Raw genomic sequence first — 20,981 nt, forward strand, 5'->3', positions numbered from 1 at the left:
GGCCCTGAAAATTTGGGGCCGCTGCGCAGCCCAGCGGGAGCAAGCTCCCTCGCCACAAATGCACGCTCCATCACAAAACGCCCCGCCATCTTCGGATGACGGGGCGTTTTGCTGTCTACGATTCAACTTGCCCCACGCCGGGCCGACAAACTGCCAATATCAAATTACCTGTAGGAGCGAGCCTGCTCGCGATGGTCGCGTGAACGCCGCGGGGTGTCAGGCTTCCAGCGCTATCGTTAACGACTATCGCAAGCAAGCTTGCTCCTACAGATCAAGACATTCAAAGTCGGAGATAACGGACATGTCCCTACGCACCCTGCTCACCACGTTGATGCTGACCTGCAGTTTTTCGGTCATGGCAGCCACCGAGATCGTGCCGCTGAACTACCACACCAGCGCCGACATGCTGCCGATGGCGCAGGATTTCATCGGCAAGGAGGGCCAGGTCAGCGCCTACGGTAATCAGCTGATCGTCAACGCCGATCAACGCAAGATCGACGAACTTAAAGCGCTTATCTCGCAACTCGACACTCAACCAAAACGCTTGCTGATCACCGTCGACACCAGCGAAAACAACTTCCAGGGCGATCAGGGTTATTCGGTCAACGGGGCGAAACCGAACCAGACACGGATCATCAATCGCAGCACCGACAGTCGCGACGGCGGCATCCAGCAGGTTCAGGCCAGCGAAGGCGCGCCCGCGCTGATTCAGGTCGGTCAAAGCGTGCCACTGACCAGCTCGCAGACCGACTCCTACGGCGATCTGCGCAGCCAGACCGAATACCGCAATGTCACCCAGGGTTTCTACGTCACCGCCAGCATCACCGGCGAGATCGTTCACTTGTCGATCAGTACCAACCGTGACCGGATGAGCCAGGAACGTCCCGATGTAGTGAACGTGCAAAGCACCGACACAACTGTCACAGGCCGGGTGGGCGAGTGGATCACCCTGGCGGGCGTGAACCGCCAGACCCAGGCCGACAAACAGAGCCAGACCCGCAGCTACGCGACTCAGGGCCGGGACGACATGACGCTGCGGGTCAAAGTCGACACTTTGGACTAAACCACCAAATACTGACTGATTAGTCGTATTAGACCAAAGATGTAGTGCTCGAAAAAAAGCACTACAAAACGTTTGACGATCGAAAAAAGCAAAGGCATGATGGCCTCGCTCCCGCTAATCAGGGGCCCTGGCAAGGGCCTTCGAGGCGATGTTCGCACCTACCCCGCGAACCGCTTCGTGTCTGTACCGCCCACAAGGTGTGTTTGACGAGGTTGCCGACTGGAACGAAGTTGTCCCGAGGGACGGAAGCGTATTTAGGTAAACACGGCATCACACTGAAGTGTTCATGAAGGCCCACGACGCCCGAATGTGCTCGCCAGTTCGCCCTTACCTGCTCACTTCCCCTCGAGCCCATCGTTCATCCCGTCGCCACCCCCGCCGAATCCGACTTGACCGCCTAAGCTTCTGGTCTGCGAGCGCACGAATTGTCCACCGCATCACAACTTTCCGTATAAGACGCGACGAGGTTTATCTCCATGGCACTGACACGCGAACAGCAAATTGCAGCCCTCGAAAAAGACTGGGCTGAAAACCCACGCTGGAAAGGCGTGACACGCGCTTACTCCGCTGCTGACGTCGTCCGCCTGCGTGGCTCGGTTCAACCTGAGCACACCTTTGCAAAACTCGGCGCCGAGAAGCTGTGGAACCTGGTCACCCAGGGCGCCAAGCCATCCTTCCGTCCTGACAAAGATTTCGTCAACTGCATGGGCGCCCTGACTGGCGGCCAGGCTGTACAGCAAGTTAAAGCGGGCATCCAGGCCATCTACCTGTCGGGCTGGCAAGTAGCTGCGGATAACAACTCCGCCGAATCGATGTACCCGGACCAGTCGCTGTACCCGGTGGACTCGGTTCCAACCGTGGTCAAGCGCATCAACAACTCGTTCCGTCGTGCTGACCAGATCCAGTGGAAAGCCGGCAAAGGCCCGGGCGACGAAGGCTATATCGACTACTTCGCGCCAATCGTGGCTGACGCTGAAGCTGGTTTCGGCGGCGTACTGAACGCTTACGAGCTGATGAAGAGCATGATCGAAGCAGGCGCCGCCGGCGTTCACTTCGAAGACCAACTGGCTTCCGTGAAAAAATGCGGCCACATGGGCGGCAAGGTACTGGTTCCAACCCAGGAAGCCGTACAGAAGCTGACCGCTGCCCGCCTGGCAGCTGACGTTGCCGGCACGCCGACCATCATCCTGGCACGTACTGACGCGAACGCCGCTGACCTGCTGACGTCTGACTGCGACCCGTACGACCAGCCGTTCGTGACTGGCGAACGTACTCAGGAAGGCTTTTACAAAGTGCGCGCTGGCCTGGACCAGGCAATCGCCCGCGGCCTGGCTTACGCTCCGTACGCCGACCTGATCTGGTGCGAAACCGCCAAGCCAGACCTGGACGAGGCTCGTCGCTTCGCTGAAGCGATCAAAAAGGAATACCCGGACCAACTGCTGTCGTACAACTGCTCGCCTTCCTTCAACTGGAAGAAAAACCTGGACGACGCGACCATCGCCAAGTTCCAGCGCGAACTGTCCGCCATGGGTTACAAGCACCAGTTCATCACCCTGGCCGGCATTCACAACATGTGGCACAGCATGTTCAACCTGGCGCACGACTACGCCCGCAACGACATGACTGCCTACGTGAAGCTGCAAGAGCAGGAATTCGCTGACGCCTCCAAGGGTTACACCTTCGTGGCTCACCAACAGGAAGTGGGCACCGGCTACTTCGACGACATGACCACCGTGATTCAGGGCGGCTCGTCTTCGGTAACCGCGCTGACCGGTTCGACTGAAGAAGAACAGTTCCACTGATCTGCTTCACCTGAGCAAACGGCCGTTGCGGACCGGATAGAAAGCTAACCGCAACGTCGCACATCTGACGCCCCGACTGGTTCGGGGCGTTTTTTTGCGCGCGATTCAACAAACACCACCAAACCCTTGTAGGAGCGAGCCTGCTCGCGATGCACCTGAGGGCGCCGCGGGGTGTCAGAACCCAAGCGCCATCGTTGACCACCATCGCGAGCAAGCTCGCTCCTACAGGGGGTGATGACGATCCGGAAAAACATTGATCCGGAGCGACATCAGCGACAGGAAAATTCGGTAAAAACTCTTCGTCCGCTACTTGCTTTAATCGCTATATAAGACAACTTCCTGCGCGCCCACCCGTTAAACAGTTTAAAAACCACCTCAAACAATATTGATTATCATTTAGCGAAAACTATGTTCGTTACATTCCCTACAAAACATATTTCCCAAAAAGCCGGCTAATGCCCGCAACGCAAGGCCTGCGGCGCTTTTGACGCTCGCTATGTCCTTATTCCATTAAATAATTTCGCTATCTGAATTTTACTTGCAGGGTGTTGTGCCATAAAATCAGCGGGATTGATTGCTGCGACATATCGTCACTGCTTTGTTTCTTTTTCAAGCTCAGAGACCTTTGCTCTCTGTTAAGGATTACCAGCATGCCCGAAGCGACAGGACTCATGGCCCACAACTGGGGCTTTGCCATTTTCCTTCTGGGCGTTGTCGGCCTCTGTGCCTTCATGCTCGGTGTATCCAGCCTCCTCGGGTCAAAAGCCTGGGGCCGCAGCAAAAACGAACCGTTCGAGTCGGGCATGCTACCTACAGGTGGCGCCCGCTTGCGGCTCTCAGCCAAATTCTATCTGGTCGCGATGCTCTTCGTGATCTTCGATATCGAAGCCCTCTTTCTCTTTGCATGGTCTGTGTCCGTCCGCGAAAGCGGCTGGACCGGATTCGTCGAAGCTCTCGTTTTCATAGCAATTCTGTTGGCAGGTCTTGTCTACCTGTTCCGAGTGGGCGCCCTTGACTGGGCTCCGGAAGCTCGTCGCAAGCGGCAGGCGAAGCTGAAACAATGAGGCTTTGGCAATGCAATACAATCTCACCAGGATCGACCCCGATGCTCCTAACGAGCAGTATCCGATTGGCGAACGGGAAACCGTTTCCGATCCGTTAGAAGATCAAGTCCACAAAAACATCTTCATGGGCAAGCTCGAAGACGTGCTTAACGGCACGATCAACTGGGGGCGCAAGAACTCCCTGTGGCCGTATAACTTCGGTCTTTCGTGCTGCTACGTGGAAATGACCACCGCCTTCACGGCGCCCCACGACATCGCGCGCTTTGGCGCCGAGGTTATCCGGGCATCGCCGCGCCAGGCGGATTTCATGGTTATCGCCGGTACCTGCTTCATCAAGATGGCGCCGATCATTCAGCGTCTCTACGAGCAAATGCTCGAGCCTAAATGGGTTATCTCCATGGGTTCGTGCGCCAACTCCGGTGGCATGTACGACATCTACTCTGTCGTTCAAGGGGTGGACAAGTTCCTGCCCGTGGACGTCTACGTGCCTGGCTGCCCGCCCCGTCCCGAAGCTTTTCTGCAAGGCTTGATGCTGTTGCAGGAGTCGATTGGACAGGAGCGTCGTCCGCTTTCCTGGGTCGTTGGTGATCAAGGCGTTTATCGCGCCGAGATGCCTTCCGAAAAGGAAAAGCGCCGCGAACAGCGAATCGCAGTCACCAACCTGCGCAGCCCCGACGAAGTCTGATCCAGATCTGCTTCTTTAATAGAACGAGACACTGGCTTCATTCTTTACGTTGACCGAAAGCGATAAATAACCATGACTACAGGCAGTGCTCTGTACATCCCGCCTTACAAGGCAGACGACCAGGATGTGGTCGTCGAACTGAACAACCGTTTTGGCCCCGAGGCGTTCACCGCCCAGCCTACCCGCACCGGCATGCCGGTGCTTTGGGTTGCCCGTGCCAAACTCGTCGAAGTCCTGACCTTCCTGCGCAACCTGCCCAAGCCGTACGTCATGCTCTATGACCTGCACGGCGTGGACGAGCGCCTGCGTACCAAGCGTCAAGGGCTGCCAAGCGGCGCCGACTTCACCGTGTTCTATCACTTGATGTCGATCGAACGTAACAGTGACGTGATGATCAAGGTCGCCCTGTCCGAGAGCGACCTCAGCGTACCGACCGTCACCGGTCTCTGGCCGAACGCCAACTGGTACGAGCGTGAAGTGTGGGACATGTACGGCATCGACTTTGCCGGCCACCCGCACCTGACCCGCATCATGATGCCGCCGACCTGGGAAGGTCACCCGCTGCGCAAGGACTTCCCGGCCCGTGCCACCGAGTTCGACCCGTTCACCCTGAACCTGGCCAAGCAACAGCTTGAGGAAGAAGCCGCGCGCTTCAAACCTGAAGACTGGGGCATGAAGCGTTCCGGTGCGAACGAGGACTACATGTTCCTCAACCTCGGTCCCAACCACCCTTCCGCGCACGGTGCGTTCCGCATCATCCTGCAGCTGGACGGTGAAGAGATCGTCGACTGCGTGCCCGACGTCGGTTACCACCACCGTGGTGCCGAGAAGATGGCCGAGCGTCAGTCCTGGCACAGCTTCATCCCGTACACCGACCGTATCGATTACCTCGGCGGCGTGATGAACAACCTGCCGTACGTGCTCTCGGTCGAGAAGCTGGCCGGCATCAAGGTGCCCGAAAAGGTCGACGTCATCCGCATCATGATGGCCGAGTTCTTCCGGATCACCAGCCACCTGCTGTTCCTGGGGACTTACATCCAGGACGTCGGTGCCATGACCCCGGTGTTCTTCACGTTCACCGACCGTCAGAAGGCGTACACGGTGATCGAAGCCATTACCGGTTTCCGACTGCACCCGGCCTGGTACCGCATCGGCGGCGTCGCGCACGACCTGCCACGCGGCTGGGAAAAACTGGTGAAAGACTTCGTCGAGTGGATGCCAAAGCGTCTGGACGAGTACCAGAAAGCCGCACTGGACAACAGCATCCTGCGTGGCCGGACCATCGGCGTCGCCGCCTACAACACCAAAGAGGCCTTCGAATGGGGGGTCACCGGTGCAGGCCTGCGTTCGACCGGTTGCGATTTCGACCTGCGCAAAGCCCGCCCTTACTCCGGTTACGAGAACTTCGAATTCGAAGTGCCGCTGGCCGCCAATGGCGATGCCTATGACCGTTGCATCGTGCGCGTCGAAGAAATGCGCCAGAGCATCAAGATCATCGACCAGTGCATGCGCAACATGCCGGAAGGCCCGTACAAGGCGGATCACCCGCTGACCACGCCGCCGCCGAAAGAGCGCACGCTGCAGCACATCGAGACCCTGATCACGCACTTCCTGCAAGTTTCGTGGGGCCCGGTCATGCCGGCCAACGAATCCTTCCAGATGATCGAAGCGACCAAGGGCATCAACAGTTATTACCTGACGAGCGATGGCGGCACCATGAGCTACCGCACCCGGATTCGTACCCCAAGCTTCCCGCACCTGCAGCAGATCCCTTCGGTGATCAAAGGCAGCATGGTCGCGGACTTGATTGCGTACCTGGGTAGTATCGATTTCGTTATGGCCGACGTGGACCGCTAAGCATGAACAGCACGCTTATCCAGACAGACCGTTTCACCTTGAGTGAAACCGAGCGCTCGGCCATCGAGCACGAGTTGCATCACTACGAAGACCCGCGCGCGGCGTCTATCGAAGCCCTGAAGATCGTCCAGAAGGAACGTGGCTGGGTGCCTGATGGCGCGCTCTACGCCATCGGCGAGATCCTCGGCATCCCGGCGAGCGACGTTGAAGGTGTGGCGACATTCTATAGCCAGATCTTCCGTCAACCGGTCGGCCGTCACATCATTCGCGTCTGCGACAGCATGGTCTGCTTCATCGGCGGCCATGAATCGGTTGTCAGTGAAATCCAGAGCAATCTGGGGATCGGCCTGGGCCAGACCACCGCCGACGGTCGTTTCACCCTGCTGCCGGTTTGCTGCCTCGGCAACTGCGACAAGGCGCCGGCGCTGATGATCGACGACGACACTTTCGGTGATGTGCAGCCTGCCGGCGTTGCCAAATTGCTCGAGGGCTACGTATGACCCTGACTTCCTTCGGTCCTGCCAACCGCATCAAGCGTTCGGCCGAGACTCACCCGCTGACCTGGCGCCTGCGTGACGACGGCGAAGCTGTCTGGCTCGACGAGTACCAGGCCAAGAACGGTTACGCGGCGGCGCGCAAAGCTTTCGCCGACATGGCGCAGGACGACATCGTCCAGACCGTGAAAGACGCCGGCCTCAAGGGTCGCGGCGGTGCAGGCTTCCCCACGGGCGTGAAGTGGGGCCTGATGCCCAAGGACGAATCCATCAACATCCGCTACCTGCTGTGCAACGCGGATGAAATGGAGCCGAACACCTGGAAAGACCGCATGCTGATGGAGCAACTGCCCCATCTGCTGATCGAAGGCATGCTGATCAGTGCTCGCGCGCTGAAAACCTACCGTGGCTACATCTTCCTGCGTGGCGAATACACCACCGCTGCCAAGCACCTGAACCGTGCCGTGGAAGAAGCCAAGGCAGCGGGCCTGCTGGGCAAGAACATCCTGGGCAGCGGCTTCGATTTCGAGCTGTTCGTCCACACCGGTGCCGGGCGTTACATCTGCGGTGAAGAAACCGCACTGATCAACTCCCTCGAAGGCCGCCGCGCCAACCCGCGCTCCAAGCCGCCCTTCCCTGCCGCCGTTGGCGTGTGGGGCAAGCCGACGTGCGTAAACAACGTCGAAACCCTGTGCAACGTGCCGGCGATCATTGCCGACGGCGTGGACTGGTACAAATCGTTGTCGCGCGAAGGCAGTGAAGACATGGGCACCAAGCTCATGGGCTTCTCCGGCAAGGTCAAGAACCCGGGCCTGTGGGAATTGCCATTCGGCATCACCGGTCGCGAGCTGTTCGAAGACTACGCCGGCGGCATGCGCGACGGCTTCAAGCTCAAGGCCTGGCAGCCAGGCGGCGCCGGTACCGGTTTCCTGTTGCCGGAACACCTCGACGCACAAATGTACGCCGGCGGCATCGCCAAAGTGGGCACCCGCATGGGTACCGGCCTGGCCATGGCTGTGGATGACAGCGTCAACATGGTGTCCCTGCTGCGCAACATGGAAGAGTTCTTCTCCCGCGAATCCTGCGGCTTCTGCACCCCGTGCCGTGACGGTCTGCCATGGAGCGTCAAGCTTCTGCGCGCGATCGAGAACGGTGAAGGGCAAGCCGGCGATATCGAGACCCTGCTGGGTCTGGTCGGTTTCCTCGGCCCAGGCAAGACCTTCTGTGCTCACGCACCGGGCGCCGTGGAGCCGTTGGGCAGCGCAATCAAATACTTCCGCCATGAGTTCGAAGCCGGCATCGCGCCTACCAGCGCCGTCGTCCCGCCTCTGGCACGGCCGATCGTAGTCGGCGCGTAAACGCTTAAAAAGGCGAAGGGTCCGTGCCCTTCGCCTTCTCGTGTGATGACGCCTTGAACGGCTGTGTTGATTCACGCGAGCAACAAGATTCCATTAGCCACGCCCGCTGACACCGGGCCAACGAAGAACTTTGAACCATGGCCACTATCCACGTAGACGGCAAAGAGCTCGAAGTCGATGGGGCAGACAACCTGTTACAGGCATGTCTGTCGCTAGGCCTCGATATCCCGTATTTCTGCTGGCACCCAGCCCTAGGCAGCGTTGGCGCTTGCCGCCAGTGCGCGGTCAAGCAGTACACCGACGAGAACGACAAGCGTGGTCGGATCGTCATGTCCTGCATGACCCCCGCCACCGACGGCAGCTGGATCTCCATCGACGACGAAGAAGCGAAAGTGTTTCGCGCCAGCGTCGTTGAATGGTTGATGACCAACCACCCTCACGACTGCCCGGTCTGTGAAGAAGGCGGTCACTGCCACCTGCAAGACATGACGGTGATGACCGGCCACAACGAGCGCCGTTATCGCTTCACCAAGCGTACTCACCAGAACCAGCAACTGGGCCCGTTCATTTCCCACGAAATGAACCGCTGCATCGCTTGCTATCGCTGCGTGCGCTTCTATAAGGACTACGCCGGCGGCACCGACCTCGGCGTGTTCGGCGCCCACGACAACGTGTACTTCGGTCGCGTTGAAGACGGCACCCTGGAAAGCGAGTTCTCCGGCAACCTCACCGAGGTCTGCCCGACCGGTGTGTTCACCGACAAGACTCACTCCGAGCGCTACAACCGCAAGTGGGACATGCAGTTCTCGCCGAGCATCTGCCATGGCTGCTCCAGCGGTTGCAACATCTCCCCTGGCGAACGCTACGGTGAACTGCGCCGGATCGAAAACCGCTTCAACGGTTCGGTCAACCAGTACTTCCTGTGCGACCGTGGCCGTTTCGGCTATGGCTACGTCAACCGCGAAGACCGCCCGCGTCAGCCATTGCTGGCCAACGGCACCAAGCTGAGCCTCGACGAAGCACTGGACAAAGCTGCTGACCTGCTGCGCGGTCGCAACATTGTCGGTATCGGTTCGCCTCGCGCCAGCCTCGAAAGCAACTACGCGTTGCGCGAACTGGTGGGTGCCGAGCACTTCTACTCCGGTATCGAAGCGGCCGAGCTGGAACGCATTCGCCTGGTCATGCAGGTGTTGAAAGACAGCCCGCTGCCAATCCCGAACATGCGCGACATCGAAGACCACGATGCGATCTTCGTCCTCGGCGAAGACCTGACCCAGACCGCCGCCCGTATGGCGCTGTCCCTGCGTCAATCGGTCAAGGGCAAAGCCGAAGACATGGCCGACGCCATGCGCGTCCAGCCTTGGCTCGACGCCGCGGTTAAGAACATCGGTCAGCACGAGCTAAACCCGCTGTTCATCGCCAGCCTGGCTGAAACCAAGCTCGACGACATCGCCGAAGAGTGCGTTCACGCCGCTCCTGACGACCTGGCCCGCATCGGTTTCGCCGTGGCTCACGCCCTCGACGCCAGCGCTCCAGCCGTTGAAGGCCTCGATGCCGAAGCCCTCGAACTGGCCAAGCGCATTGCCGACGCCCTGCTCGCCGCCAAGCGTCCGCTGATCATCGCCGGTACGTCCCTGGGCTCCAAAGCCCTGATCGAAGCGGCCGCGAACATCGCCAAAGCCCTGAAGCTGCGCGAGAAGAACGGTTCCATCAGCCTGATCGTGCCAGAGGCCAACAGCCTCGGCCTGGCCATGCTCGGTGGTGAATCGATCGACGCCGCGCTGCAAGCGGTGATCGATGGCAAGGCCGACGCCATCGTCGTGCTGGAAAACGATCTGTACACCCGTACCGACAAGGCCAAGGTCGATGCTGCCCTGACCGCCGCGAAAGTGGTGATCGTGGCAGACCATCAGAAGACCGCCACCAGCGATCGCGCGCACCTGGTTCTGCCAGCCGCCAGCTTCGCCGAAGGCGACGGTACCCTGGTCAGCCAGGAAGGCCGCGCCCAGCGCTTCTTCCAGGTGTTCGATCCGAAGTACATGGACGCGAGCATCCTGGTTCACGAAGGCTGGCGCTGGCTGCATGCCCTGCGCGCAACCCTGCTGAACCAGCCGATCGACTGGACCCAACTGGACCACGTCACCGCTGCCGTGGCTGCCAGCACGCCGCAACTGAACCGCATCGTTGACGCCGCACCGTCCGCAGCGTTCCGCATCAAGGGCATGAAACTGGCCCGTGAACCGCTGCGTTACTCCGGTCGTACCGCCATGCGCGCCGACATCAGCGTGCACGAACCGCGTACCCCGCAGGACAAGGACACCGCGTTCGCCTTCTCCATGGAAGGTTACTCGGGTTCGGCCGAACCGCGTCAGCAAGTGCCATTCGCCTGGTCTCCGGGCTGGAACTCGCCGCAAGCCTGGAACAAGTTCCAGGACGAAGTCGGTGGTCACATCCGCGCTGGCGACCCGGGCACCCGCCTGATCGAAAGCAATGGTGATGCGCTGAACTGGTTCGCCGCTGTACCGCGCGCGTTCAACCCGGCACCGGGTACCTGGCAGGTCGTGCCGTTCTTCCACCTGCTCGGCAGCGAAGAGAACTCCTCGAAAGCCGCACCGGTGCAGGAACGCATCCCGGCTGCCTACGTCGCCTTGGCCAAGTCCGAAGCCGACCGCCTGGGCGTCAACGACGGTGCCCTGCTCAGCTTGAACGTTGCCGGCCAGACCCTGCGTCTGCCGCTGCGCATCAACGAAGAGCTGGGTGCTGGCCTGGTCGCATTGCCAGCCGGTATCGCAGGCATTCCGCCGGCGATCTTTGGCAAATCCGTTGACGGTCTGCAGGAGGCAGCTCAATGACCTGGTTCACGCCTGAAGTGATTGACGTGATCATCGCGGTCCTCAAGGCCATCGTGATTCTGCTCGCCGTGGTGGTGTGCGGCGCGCTGCTGAGCTGGGTCGAGCGTCGTCTGCTCGCCCTCTGGCAGGACCGTTACGGTCCTAACCGCGTCGGCCCGTTCGGCGCGTTCCAGATCGCGGCCGACATGATCAAGATGTTCTTCAAGGAAGACTGGACCCCGCCGTTCGCCGACAAGATGATCTTCACCCTGGCACCGGTCGTGGCCATGAGCGCCCTGCTGATTGCCTTCGCGATCATCCCGATCACCCCGACCTGGGGCGTCGCGGACATCAACATCGGCATCCTGTTCTTCTTCGCCATGGCCGGTCTGTCGGTCTACGCGGTGTTGTTCGCCGGCTGGTCGAGTAACAACAAGTTCGCCCTGCTGGGCAGCTTGCGGGCCTCGGCACAGACCGTGTCGTACGAAGTGTTCATGGGCCTGTCGCTGATGGGCATCGTGATCCAGGTCGGCTCGTTCAACATGCGCGACATCGTTGAATACCAAGCGCAGAACCTGTGGTTCATCATTCCGCAGATCTTCGGTTTCCTGACCTTCTTCATCGCCGGCGTCGCCGTGACTCACCGTCACCCGTTCGACCAGCCGGAAGCGGAGCAGGAACTGGCCGACGGTTACCACATTGAATACGCCGGCATGAAATGGGGCATGTTCTTCGTCGGCGAGTACATCGGCATCGTGTTGATTTCGGCGCTGCTGGTGACCTTGTTCTTCGGTGGCTGGCACGGTCCGTTCGATATTCTGCCGCAGATCCCGTTCATCTGGTTCGCGCTGAAAACCGCGTTCTTCATCATGATCTTCATCCTGCTGCGCGCCTCGATCCCGCGCCCACGGTATGACCAAGTGATGGATTTCAGCTGGAAGTTCTGCCTGCCGCTGACCCTCGTCAACATGCTGGTGACCGCTGCGATCGTGTTGCTCAACACGCCCGCCGTCGCGGCTCAGTGAGGATAGAGAATCATGAAGTACATTTTTGACATCGTGCATGGCTTCTTCACCCAGCTTCGCAGCCTGGTGATGATCTTCGGCCATGCCTTCCGCAAGCGTGACACGCTGCAGTACCCGGAAGAAGCCGTGTACCTGCCGCCGCGCTACCGTGGCCGTATCGTCCTGACCCGCGACCCTGATGGCGAAGAGCGTTGCGTAGCCTGCAACCTGTGCGCCGTGGCTTGCCCGGTCGGCTGCATCTCGCTGCAGAAAGCTGAAACCGAAGACGGTCGCTGGTACCCGGACTTCTTCCGCATCAACTTCTCGCGCTGCATTTTCTGCGGCCTCTGCGAGGAAGCCTGCCCGACTACCGCGATCCAGCTGACACCGGATTTCGAGATGGCCGAGTTCAAACGTCAGGACCTGGTTTACGAGAAAGAAGATCTGTTGATCTCCGGCCCCGGCAAAAACCCTGATTACAACTTCTATCGTGTTGCAGGTATGGCGATTGCCGGGAAGCCGAAAGGCTCCGCGCAGAACGAAGCCGAACCGATCAACGTGAAGAGCTTGCTGCCTTAAGGAAGAAAGATGGAATTCGCTTTCTATTTCGCATCGGGTATCGCAGTGGTGTCCACGCTTCGCGTGATCACTCACACCAACCCTGTGCACGCCCTGCTCTACCTGATCATTTCGTTGATCGCCGTCGCGATGACGTTCTTTGCCCTCGGCGCACCGTTCGCCGGTGTACTGGAAGTGATCGCCTACGCTGGCGCCATCATGGTGCTGTTCGTGTTCGTGGTGATGATGCTGAACCTGGGCCCGGCCTCGGTTCAGCAAGAGCGCGTCTGGCTCAAGCCCGGCATCTGGCTCGGCCCGGTCATTCTCGGCGCCCTGCTGCTGGTTGAACTGCTGTACGTGCTGTTCTCCCACCAGAGCGGCCAGGCCGTTGGCCACACCACCGTAGACGCCAAGGCCGTGGGCATCAGCCTGTTCGGTCCTTACCTGCTGGTGGTCGAACTCGCCTCGATGTTGCTGCTCGCTGCAGCCGTCACGGCGTTCCACCTGGGCCGCAACGAAGCCAAGGAGCAATGACGATGCCTGCTATCCCTATGGAGCATGGTCTGGCGGTCGCCGGCATCCTGTTCTGCCTCGGTCTGGTCGGTCTGATGGTCCGCCGCAACATTCTTTTCGTGCTGATGAGCCTGGAGGTCATGATGAATGCCTCCGCTTTGGCGTTCATCGTAGCCGGTAGCCGCTGGGCGCAGCCGGATGGACAGATCATGTTCATCCTGGTGATCAGCCTGGCAGCCGCCGAGGCCAGTATTGGCCTGGCGATCCTGTTGCAGCTGTACCGCCGCTTCCACACTCTCGATATCGACGCTGCCAGCGAGATGCGCGGATGAATCTTCTCTATCTGACTTTCGTATTCCCTCTCATAGGTTTCCTGCTGCTGTCGTTTTCGCGCGGCCGCTTCTCGGAAAACCTGTCGGCGCTGATTGGCGTCGGTTCCATCGGCCTGTCTGCCATCGTCGCGGCTTACGTGATCTGGCAATTCAACGTCGCGCCACCTGAAGGCGGCCACTACACCCAGGTGTTGTGGCAGTGGATGGCGGTGGAAGGCTTCACGCCGAACTTCGCGCTGTACCTGGATGGCCTGTCGGTCACCATGCTCGGTGTGGTGGTCGGCGTCGGCTTCCTGATCCACCTGTTCGCGTCCTGGTACATGCGCGGTGAAGACGGTTACTCGCGCTTCTTCGCCTACACCAACCTGTTTATCGCCAGCATGCTGTTCCTGGTCCTGGGCGATAACCTGTTGTTCCTGTACTTCGGCTGGGAAGGCGTGGGCCTGTGCTCGTACCTGTTGATCGGTTTCTACTACAGCAACCGCAACAACGGTAACGCCGCACTCAAAGCCTTCATCGTGACCCGCATCGGCGACGTGTTCATGGCCATCGGCCTGTTCATCCTGTTCGCCCAACTGGGCACGCTGAACGTCCAGGAACTGCTGGTGAAAGCGCCTGAGCACTTCAAGGTCGGCGACTTCTGGATCGTTCTGGCGACCCTGATGCTGCTGGGCGGCGCTGTCGGTAAATCCGCGCAACTGCCGCTGCAAACCTGGCTGGCGGATGCGATGGCCGGTCCTACCCCGGTTTCGGCACTGATCCACGCCGCGACCATGGTGACCGCCGGTGTCTACCTGATCGCCCGTACCCACGGCCTGTTTGCGTTGGCGCCGGACATCCTGCACCTCGTCGGCGTCGTCGGTGGCGTGACCCTGGTGCTGGCCGGTTTCGCCGCACTGGTGCAGACCGACATCAAACGTATCCTCGCCTACTCGACCATGAGCCAGATCGGCTACATGTTCCTGGCGCTGGGCGTGGGTGCCTGGGATGGCGCGATCTTCCACCTGATGACCCACGCGTTCTTCAAGGCGCTGTTGTTCCTTGCGTCCGGTTCGGTGATCGTTGCCTGCCACCACGAGCAGAACATCTTCAAGATGGGCGGCCTGTGGAAGAAACTGCCGCTGGCCTACGCCAGCTTCATCGTCGGCGGCGCGGCTCTTTCGGCCTTGCCACTGGTCACCGCAGGCTTCTATTCCAAGGACGAAATCCTCTGGGAAGCGTTCGCCAGCGGCAACCACGGTCTGCTCTACGCCGGTCTGGTCGGTGCGTTCATGACCTCGCTGTACACCTTCCGCCTGATCTTCATCGCGTTCCACGGTGAAGCGAAGACCGAAGCGCACGCCGGTCACGGTATTGCTCACTGGCTTCCACTGTCGGTGCTGATCGTGCTGTCGACCTTCGTCGGCGCCATGATCGTTCCGCCGCTGCACGGCGTGCTGCCAGAGAGCGTCGGCCATGCCGGCGGCGAAGCCAAGCACAGTCTGGAAATCGCGTCGGGCGCCATCGCCCTGGCCGGTATCCTGCTGGCCGCGCTGCTGTTCCTCGGCAAGCGTCGTTTCGTCACTGCAATCGCCAACAGCGGCATCGGCCGCTTCCTTTCGGCCTGGTGGTTCGCTGCCTGGGGCTTTGACTGGATCTACGACAAACTGTTCGTCAAGCCATACCTTGCGATCAGCCACGTACTGCGCAAAGACCCGCTCGACCAGACCATCGGTCTGATCCCGCGTATGGCCAAAGGCGGTCACACCGCCCTGAGCCGTACCGAAACCGGTCAACTGCGTTGGTACGCGGCATCGATGGCAGCCGGCTCCGTGCTGGTCATCGGCGCCATCGTGCTGGTAGCGGTCTGAATATGAACCTTGCGAATTTGCGAAAGGAATTGAGCCCGTCATGATTCTGCCTTGGCTAATCCTGATCCCCTTCATCGGCGGCCTGCTGTGCTGGATGGGTGAGCGCTTCGGCGCCACCCTCCCCCGCTGGATTGCGCTGTTGACCATGACCCTGGAACTCGCACTCGGCCTCTGGCTGTGGGCCCACGGTAATTACTCATTTGCACCGGCGCCTGGCGCCGAGCCGACCTGGGCGCTTGAGTTCAAGCACATCTGGATCGAGCGTTTCGGCATCAGCGTGCACCTGGCCCTAGACGGCCTGTCGCTGCTGATGATCCTGCTGACCGGTTTGCTGGGTATCCTGTCGGTACTCTGCTCGTGGAAAGAGATCCAGCGTCACGTTGGCTTCTTCCACTTGAACCTGATGTGGATCCTGGGCGGTGTCGTCGGCGTGTTCCTCGCCCTCGACCTGTTCATGTTCTTCTTCTTCTGGGAAATGATGCTGGTGCCGATGTACTTCCTCATCGCGCTCTGGGGTCACAGTTCTTCGGACGGCAAGAAAACCCGGATCTACGCGGCGACCAAGTTCTTCATCTTCACTCAGGCTTCCGGCCTGATCATGCTGGTGGCGATCCTGGGCCTGGTGCTGGTCAACTTCAACAGCACCGGCGTGATCACGTTCAACTACGCCGACCTGCTGAAAACCAAGATGTCGCTCACCACCGAGTACATCCTGATGCTCGGCTTCTTCATCGCCTTCGCGGTGAAGCTGCCGGTGGTGCCGTTTCACTCCTGGCTGCCTGATGCTCACGCCCAGGCGCCAACAGCGGGTTCGGTCGACCTGGCCGGTATCTTGTTGAAAACCGCTGCTTACGGTCTGCTGCGTTTCGCCCTGCCGCTGTTCCCGAATGCCTCGGCCGAGTTCGCGCCGTTCGCCATGACCCTGGGTCTGATCGGGATCTTCTACGGTGCCTTCCTCGCGTTCGCACAAACCGACATCAAGCGTCTGATCGCCTACTCCTCCGTTTCCCACATGGGCTTCGTGTTGATCGGCATCTACTCCGGCAGCCAACTGGCGCTGCAGGGCGCAGTGATGCAGATGCTGGCTCACGGTCTGTCGGCCGCGGCACTCTTTATCCTCAGCGGCCAGTTGTACGAACGCACTCACACCCGTGACATGCGTGAAATGGGCGGCCTGTGGTCGAAGATCGCTTACCTGCCGGCCATCAGCCTGTTCTTCGCTGCGGCATCGCTGGGCTTGCCGGGTACCGGTAACTTTGTCGGCGAGTTCCTGATCCTGATCGGCACGTTCTCCGCGGCGCCGTGGATCACCGCGATCGCGACGTCCGGCCTGGTGTTCGGTTCGGTCTACTCGCTGATCATGATTCACCGTGCCTACTTCGGCCCGTCCAAATCGGACGCGGTGCTGCATGGCATGGATGGTCGCGAGCTGATCATGGTGGTCGGTCTGGCAGCGCTGCTGATTTACATCGGCGTGTACCCGCAGCCGTTCCTCGACACCTCTGCCGCGACGATGCATGGCGTGCAGCAGTGGCTCGGCTCCGCCTTCACTCAACTCGCTTCGGCCCGGTAAGAGCGCTATGGAATTCACGACTCAACACTTTATCGCGCTAGCGCCGTTGTTGATCACCAGCGCCACGATCATCGTGGTGATGCTGGCGATTGCCTGGCGCCGCAACCACTCGCAGACCTTCCTGATTTCCGTGGCGGGCCTGAACCTGGCGCTGCTGTCGATCCTGCCAGCCTTGAAGGTCGCGCCTCTGGCCGTGACCCCGCTGCTGCAAATCGATAGCTTCGCGTGTCTGTACATGGCGCTGATCCTGGTCGCCACCCTGGCGTGTGTGACCCTTGCCCACGCCTACCTCGGCGATGGCGGCTCGGGTTACCCGGGCAACCGCGAAGAACTGTACCTGCTGATCCTGATGGCCGCCGCCGGTGGCCTGGTCCTGGTCAGCGCGCAGCACCTGGCCGGGTTGTTCATCGGTCTGGAACTGTTGTCGGTGCCGGTCTACGGTCTGGTGGCGTATGCCTTCTTCAACAAGCGTTCGCTGGAAGCCGGTATCAAGTACATGGTGCTGTCGGCCGCCGGTTCTGCGTTCCTGTTGTTCGGTATGGCCCTGCTCTACGCTGACTCCGGTAGCCTGAGCTTCGTCGGTATCGGCCAGGCCCTCGCGGCCACCGGCCTGCCAAGCTCCCTGGCGCAGCTGGGCCTGGGCATGATGCTGATCGGTCTGGCGTTCAAACTGTCGCTGGTACCGTTCCACCTCTGGACCCCGGACGTTTACGAAGGTGCTCCGGCACCGGTGGCAGCGTTCCTGGCGACCGCATCGAAAGTCGCGGTGTTCGCGGTGATGGTGCGTCTGTTCCAGATCTCGCCAGCGGCGAGCAGCGGTGTACTGAGCGACGTGCTGACCATCATTGCCATCGCGTCGATCCTGTTCGGTAACCTGCTGGCACTGACCCAAAGCAACCTCAAGCGTCTGCTCGGTTACTCGTCCATCGCTCACTTCGGCTACCTGTTGATCGCCCTGGTGGCGAGCAAGGGCCTGGCCGTGGAAGCTATCGGCGTGTACCTGGTCACCTACGTGATCACCAGCCTCGGCGCGTTCGGCGTGATCACCCTGATGTCCTCGCCGTACAACGGCCGTGACGCGGATGCCCTGTACGAATACCGCGGCCTGTTCTGGCGCCGTCCGTACCTGACCGCCGTACTGACCGTGATGATGCTGTCCCTGGCCGGTATTCCGCTGACCGCGGGCTTCATCGGCAAGTTCTACATCATCGCCACCGGTGTCGAATCCCATCAATGGTGGCTGGTCGGCTCCCTGGTGCTGGGCAGCGCCATCGGCGTTTTCTACTACCTGCGTGTGATGGTCACCCTGTACCTGATCGAACCGAACCTGCGTCGCCACGATGCGCAACTGCACTGGGAACAACGTGCAGGCGGCGTGATGCTGCTGGCCATCGCCGTACTGGCGTTCTTCCTCGGCCTGTATCCACAGCCGTTGCTGGTCCTGGTGCAACAGGCAGGGTTGGCGGGTTGATCGCTTAGCGATACTCGGCAGTAAACAGAAACGGCACCTTCGGGTGCCGTTTTTGCGTTTGTGGGATTTGTTACCTCCGAGATCAACGCCTTTCACAATCCCCGAAAGCTCCCGCTGAATTACCCGCCCTGTCCTACATCCAGCGATGAGCGCTTGGCGCTACCTTGGATGACTGTTGGATGGAGAAATAGAAAGAGGTGCGAATGATGAAACGGGATATTTTTAGTGAACTGAAGGGCGGCCTCGAAGCCCTGGCCGAAGAGCGCCAAGGCACGGTGACGCTGCGGACGCACAAAGTCGAACTGCCTAAACTGGAACCTGAGACGGTCGAACGATTGGCAGTGTTGGAGCTGAATCCTGCGATAGCGGAAGAGCAGCTAAATCATCAACGTTTAGGAACAATGAAAGCCAAACTGGTGCTTCCCGAAGACTTTGATGCGCCATTGCCTGATGACATGCTTGATGATTTCGAAGGCGCCCAAAAATGAGGTTTCTGCTTCACAACCAGTTACCCACCACAGAGATCAGCGCGTGGTGAGATGTTTTTCGGCTTGAAAAATTGGGTGTAAGGGATGGCCTCATCGCGAGCAGGCTCGCTCCTACAGGGGTCGTGGGTGACCACAAATTTTGTGTACGGCACATAACCTGTGGGAGTGAGCCTGCTCGCGATGAGGCCAACCCAGACACCAACAAAAACGGCACCTTCCGGTGCCGTTCGCCTTTCACACTCCAGCCTTTACTTACGCGCGTCTGCCCACGACTTCAGCAGTTCGTTGTAGCTCACGGTTTCGCCTTTAGGCTTTTCGTTGGCCAGTTTCGGTTTTGGTGCGCCCGGCTGGTCGAACCAGTATTGCGCATCGCGCTCGGGGTTCATTTTTGGCGCGCAGACGGCTTGCGCCTTCGAGCGCTCCAGGCGGGACATGATTGCGTCCTGGTCCTTGGCCAAACCATCGAGTGCCTGTTGCGGGGTTTTGTCGCCGCTGGCGGCTTCGGCGATGTGGCTCCACCACAGTTGCGCCAGACGCGGGTAGTCCGGCACGTTGGTCCCGGTAGGGGTCCATTGCACGCGGGCCGGGCTGCGGTAGAACTCCACCAGGCCACCGAGTTTCGGTGCCAGGTCGGTCATCGCTTGCGAGTTGATGTCCGACTCACGGATCGGCGTCAGGCCGACGATGGTTTTCTTCAGCGACACGGTTTTCGAGGTCACGAACTGCGCATAGAGCCACGCAGCCAGTTTCTGTTTCTCAGGCGTGGACTTCATGAACGTCCAGGAACCCACGTCCTGATACCCGAGCTTCATGCCCTCCTCCCAATACGGTCCGCGCGGCGAAGGTGCCATGCGCCACTTCGGCGTGCCATCGGCGTTCACCACCGGCAAGCCTGGTTTGGTCATGTCAGCCGTGAACGCGGTGTACCAGAAAATCTGCTGGGCGATGTTGCCTTGGGACGGTACCGGGCCGGACTCGGAGAAGGTCATGCCCGCCGCTTCCGGCGGTGCGTAGGCCTTGAGCCAGTCGACGTATTTGGTGGTGGCAAATACCGCCGCCGGGCCGTTGGTGTCGCCGCCGCGTGTCACGCTGGAACCGACCGGGTGGCAGTCCTCGACACGGATGCCCCACTCGTCCACCGGCAAGCCGTTAGGCAAACCCTTGTCGCCACCACCCGCCATGGAGAACCAGGCATCGGTGAAACGCCAGCCCAAGGACGGGTCTTTCTTGCCGTAGTCCATGTGCCCGTAAACCCGCTTGCCGTCGATTTCCTTGACGTCTTCACTGAAGAATTTGGCGATGTCTTCATAGGCGGACCAGTTCACCGGCACGCCCAGCTCGTAACCGTACTTTTCCTTGAACTTGGCTTTCAGCTCCGGACGCTCGAACCAGTCGGCGCGGAACCAGTACAGGTTGGCGAACTGTTGGTCGGGCAATTGATAGAGCTTGCCGTCGGGCGCGGTGGTGAACGAAGTGCCGATGAAATCCTTGAGGTCCAGGGTTGGCGAGGTGAAGTTTTTACCTTCATTGGCCATCAGGTCGGTGATGGCTTCAGTCTTGCCGTAACGGAAGTGCGTACCGATCAAGTCCGAGTCGTTGACCCAGCCGTCATAGATGCTCTTGTCCGACTGCATCACGGTCTGCAGTTTTTCCACCACGTCGCCTTCTTGCAGCAGGTCGTGGGTAACCTTGATCCCGGTGATCTCGGTGAAGGCCTTGGCCAACACCTTGGACTCGTATTCGTGCGTGGTCAGGGTTTCCGAGACGACCTTGATGTCCATCCCGCGAAACGGCTCAGCCGCCTTGATGAACCACTTCAGTTCCTCGAGCTGCTGATCCGCCGTCAGCGTGGACGGCTTGAACTCACTGCCGATCCACTTCTTCGCAGCTTCTTCATAGGCATCGGCCCAGGCCGTTGCGCTCAAACCGCTGAGTGCCAGCATGGCTGCCAATGAAATGCTATGTCGCAGCTTATTGTTTTTGTCGAACATAGAGACCTCCTTATTGAGTTTCGGAGCAACATTGCCGAGCGATTCGA

General features: G+C 60.0%; 17 protein-coding genes. 16 read left to right on the forward strand and 1 reads right to left on the reverse strand.

All coding sequences use genetic code 11. From position 1 onward, the window contains the following. The first annotated feature begins 301 nt into the window (after nt 1-301). The 16 genes from EJA72_RS16870 to EJA72_RS16945 all read left to right on the forward strand — a co-directional run bounded on the left by EJA72_RS16870 (nt 302) and on the right by EJA72_RS16945 (nt 18,943). Nucleotides 302-1,063: a secretin N-terminal domain-containing protein gene (locus tag EJA72_RS16870; protein WP_157712564.1), complete on the forward strand. Its 762-nt coding sequence runs from the start codon at nt 302-304 to the stop codon at nt 1,061-1,063. 476 nt (nt 1,064-1,539) lie between these two features. Beyond that, a complete protein-coding gene (gene aceA / locus EJA72_RS16875; RefSeq protein ID WP_033057066.1) occupies nt 1,540-2,865 on the forward strand; it encodes an isocitrate lyase in 1,326 nt (441 codons plus the stop codon). 650 nt (nt 2,866-3,515) lie between these two features. Then, a complete protein-coding gene (locus EJA72_RS16880; protein WP_003223812.1) occupies nt 3,516-3,929 on the forward strand; it encodes an NADH-quinone oxidoreductase subunit A in 414 nt (137 codons plus the stop codon). A gap of 10 nt (nt 3,930-3,939) precedes the next feature. Further along, nucleotides 3,940-4,614: an NADH-quinone oxidoreductase subunit B family protein gene (locus EJA72_RS16885; RefSeq protein WP_007946424.1), complete on the forward strand. Its 675-nt coding sequence runs from the start codon at nt 3,940-3,942 to the stop codon at nt 4,612-4,614. Between the two features lie 72 nt (nt 4,615-4,686). Then, nucleotides 4,687-6,471 carry an NADH-quinone oxidoreductase subunit C/D gene (gene nuoC, locus EJA72_RS16890; protein WP_157712565.1) on the forward strand — a complete coding sequence of 595 codons (1,785 nt, stop codon included), beginning with the start codon at nt 4,687-4,689 and terminating at the stop codon, nt 6,469-6,471. Between the two features lie 2 nt (nt 6,472-6,473). Next, nucleotides 6,474-6,971 carry an NADH-quinone oxidoreductase subunit NuoE gene (gene nuoE / locus EJA72_RS16895; protein WP_157712566.1) on the forward strand — a complete coding sequence of 166 codons (498 nt, stop codon included), beginning with the start codon at nt 6,474-6,476 and terminating at the stop codon, nt 6,969-6,971. Continuing rightward, nucleotides 6,968-8,323 carry an NADH-quinone oxidoreductase subunit NuoF gene (gene nuoF / locus EJA72_RS16900; RefSeq protein ID WP_157712567.1) on the forward strand — a complete coding sequence of 452 codons (1,356 nt, stop codon included), beginning with the start codon at nt 6,968-6,970 and terminating at the stop codon, nt 8,321-8,323. Before nuoE ends, nuoF begins: the two co-directional genes overlap by 4 nt. 137 nt (nt 8,324-8,460) lie before the next feature. Beyond that, on the forward strand, nt 8,461-11,175 hold the full coding sequence (nuoG, locus tag EJA72_RS16905; protein WP_157712568.1) for an NADH-quinone oxidoreductase subunit NuoG: 2,715 nt from the start codon (nt 8,461-8,463) through the stop codon (nt 11,173-11,175). Beyond that, a complete protein-coding gene (gene nuoH / locus EJA72_RS16910) occupies nt 11,172-12,179 on the forward strand; it encodes an NADH-quinone oxidoreductase subunit NuoH (RefSeq protein ID WP_157712569.1) in 1,008 nt (335 codons plus the stop codon). Before nuoG ends, nuoH begins: the two co-directional genes overlap by 4 nt. 12 nt (nt 12,180-12,191) lie before the next feature. After that, complete coding sequence (gene nuoI / locus EJA72_RS16915; RefSeq protein ID WP_157712570.1) at nt 12,192-12,737, forward strand: NADH-quinone oxidoreductase subunit NuoI; 546 nt, start codon at nt 12,192-12,194, stop codon at nt 12,735-12,737. A gap of 9 nt (nt 12,738-12,746) precedes the next feature. Next, nucleotides 12,747-13,250: an NADH-quinone oxidoreductase subunit J gene (gene nuoJ, locus EJA72_RS16920; RefSeq protein WP_157712571.1), complete on the forward strand. Its 504-nt coding sequence runs from the start codon at nt 12,747-12,749 to the stop codon at nt 13,248-13,250. A 2-nt stretch (nt 13,251-13,252) separates the two neighbouring features. Then, nucleotides 13,253-13,561 carry an NADH-quinone oxidoreductase subunit NuoK gene (gene nuoK, locus EJA72_RS16925; RefSeq protein WP_007946416.1) on the forward strand — a complete coding sequence of 103 codons (309 nt, stop codon included), beginning with the start codon at nt 13,253-13,255 and terminating at the stop codon, nt 13,559-13,561. Continuing rightward, a complete protein-coding gene (gene nuoL / locus EJA72_RS16930) occupies nt 13,558-15,411 on the forward strand; it encodes an NADH-quinone oxidoreductase subunit L (RefSeq protein ID WP_157712572.1) in 1,854 nt (617 codons plus the stop codon). Before nuoK ends, nuoL begins: the two co-directional genes overlap by 4 nt. Before the next feature lie 40 nt (nt 15,412-15,451). Beyond that, a complete protein-coding gene (nuoM, locus tag EJA72_RS16935; RefSeq protein ID WP_157712573.1) occupies nt 15,452-16,984 on the forward strand; it encodes an NADH-quinone oxidoreductase subunit M in 1,533 nt (510 codons plus the stop codon). 7 nt (nt 16,985-16,991) lie between these two features. After that, a complete protein-coding gene (gene nuoN / locus EJA72_RS16940; RefSeq protein WP_157712574.1) occupies nt 16,992-18,455 on the forward strand; it encodes an NADH-quinone oxidoreductase subunit NuoN in 1,464 nt (487 codons plus the stop codon). Between the two features lie 206 nt (nt 18,456-18,661). Beyond that, on the forward strand, nt 18,662-18,943 hold the full coding sequence (locus tag EJA72_RS16945) for a type II toxin-antitoxin system prevent-host-death family antitoxin (protein ID WP_157712582.1): 282 nt from the start codon (nt 18,662-18,664) through the stop codon (nt 18,941-18,943). A 248-nt stretch (nt 18,944-19,191) separates the two neighbouring features. Here the strand turns inward: EJA72_RS16945 and EJA72_RS16950 are convergent, their stop codons facing one another. Next, nucleotides 19,192-20,934 carry an ABC transporter substrate-binding protein gene (locus EJA72_RS16950; RefSeq protein ID WP_157712575.1) on the reverse strand — a complete coding sequence of 581 codons (1,743 nt, stop codon included), beginning with the start codon at nt 20,932-20,934 and terminating at the stop codon, nt 19,192-19,194. Nucleotides 20,935-20,981: the final 47 nt, after the last annotated feature.

Source organism: Pseudomonas sp. PB120, from assembly GCF_009761815.1.
Taxonomy (GTDB): Bacteria; Pseudomonadota; Gammaproteobacteria; order Pseudomonadales; family Pseudomonadaceae; genus Aquipseudomonas.

Coding starts and splice junctions, on each gene's coding strand:
- nuoN (WP_157712574.1), top strand. CDS start 16,992: ATGGAATTCACGACTCAACACTTTATCGCGCTAGCGCCGTTGTTGATC.
- EJA72_RS16885 (WP_007946424.1), top strand. CDS start 3,940: ATGCAATACAATCTCACCAGGATCGACCCCGATGCTCCTAACGAGCAG.
- nuoG (WP_157712568.1), top strand. CDS start 8,461: ATGGCCACTATCCACGTAGACGGCAAAGAGCTCGAAGTCGATGGGGCA.
- EJA72_RS16945 (WP_157712582.1), top strand. CDS start 18,662: ATGAAACGGGATATTTTTAGTGAACTGAAGGGCGGCCTCGAAGCCCTG.
- nuoM (WP_157712573.1), top strand. CDS start 15,452: ATGATTCTGCCTTGGCTAATCCTGATCCCCTTCATCGGCGGCCTGCTG.
- nuoC (WP_157712565.1), top strand. CDS start 4,687: ATGACTACAGGCAGTGCTCTGTACATCCCGCCTTACAAGGCAGACGAC.
- aceA (WP_033057066.1), top strand. CDS start 1,540: ATGGCACTGACACGCGAACAGCAAATTGCAGCCCTCGAAAAAGACTGG.
- EJA72_RS16880 (WP_003223812.1), top strand. CDS start 3,516: ATGCCCGAAGCGACAGGACTCATGGCCCACAACTGGGGCTTTGCCATT.
- nuoL (WP_157712572.1), top strand. CDS start 13,558: ATGAATCTTCTCTATCTGACTTTCGTATTCCCTCTCATAGGTTTCCTG.
- EJA72_RS16950 (WP_157712575.1), bottom strand. CDS start 20,934: ATGTTCGACAAAAACAATAAGCTGCGACATAGCATTTCATTGGCAGCC.
- nuoE (WP_157712566.1), top strand. CDS start 6,474: ATGAACAGCACGCTTATCCAGACAGACCGTTTCACCTTGAGTGAAACC.
- nuoH (WP_157712569.1), top strand. CDS start 11,172: ATGACCTGGTTCACGCCTGAAGTGATTGACGTGATCATCGCGGTCCTC.
- nuoJ (WP_157712571.1), top strand. CDS start 12,747: ATGGAATTCGCTTTCTATTTCGCATCGGGTATCGCAGTGGTGTCCACG.
- EJA72_RS16870 (WP_157712564.1), top strand. CDS start 302: ATGTCCCTACGCACCCTGCTCACCACGTTGATGCTGACCTGCAGTTTT.
- nuoF (WP_157712567.1), top strand. CDS start 6,968: ATGACCCTGACTTCCTTCGGTCCTGCCAACCGCATCAAGCGTTCGGCC.
- nuoI (WP_157712570.1), top strand. CDS start 12,192: ATGAAGTACATTTTTGACATCGTGCATGGCTTCTTCACCCAGCTTCGC.
- nuoK (WP_007946416.1), top strand. CDS start 13,253: ATGCCTGCTATCCCTATGGAGCATGGTCTGGCGGTCGCCGGCATCCTG.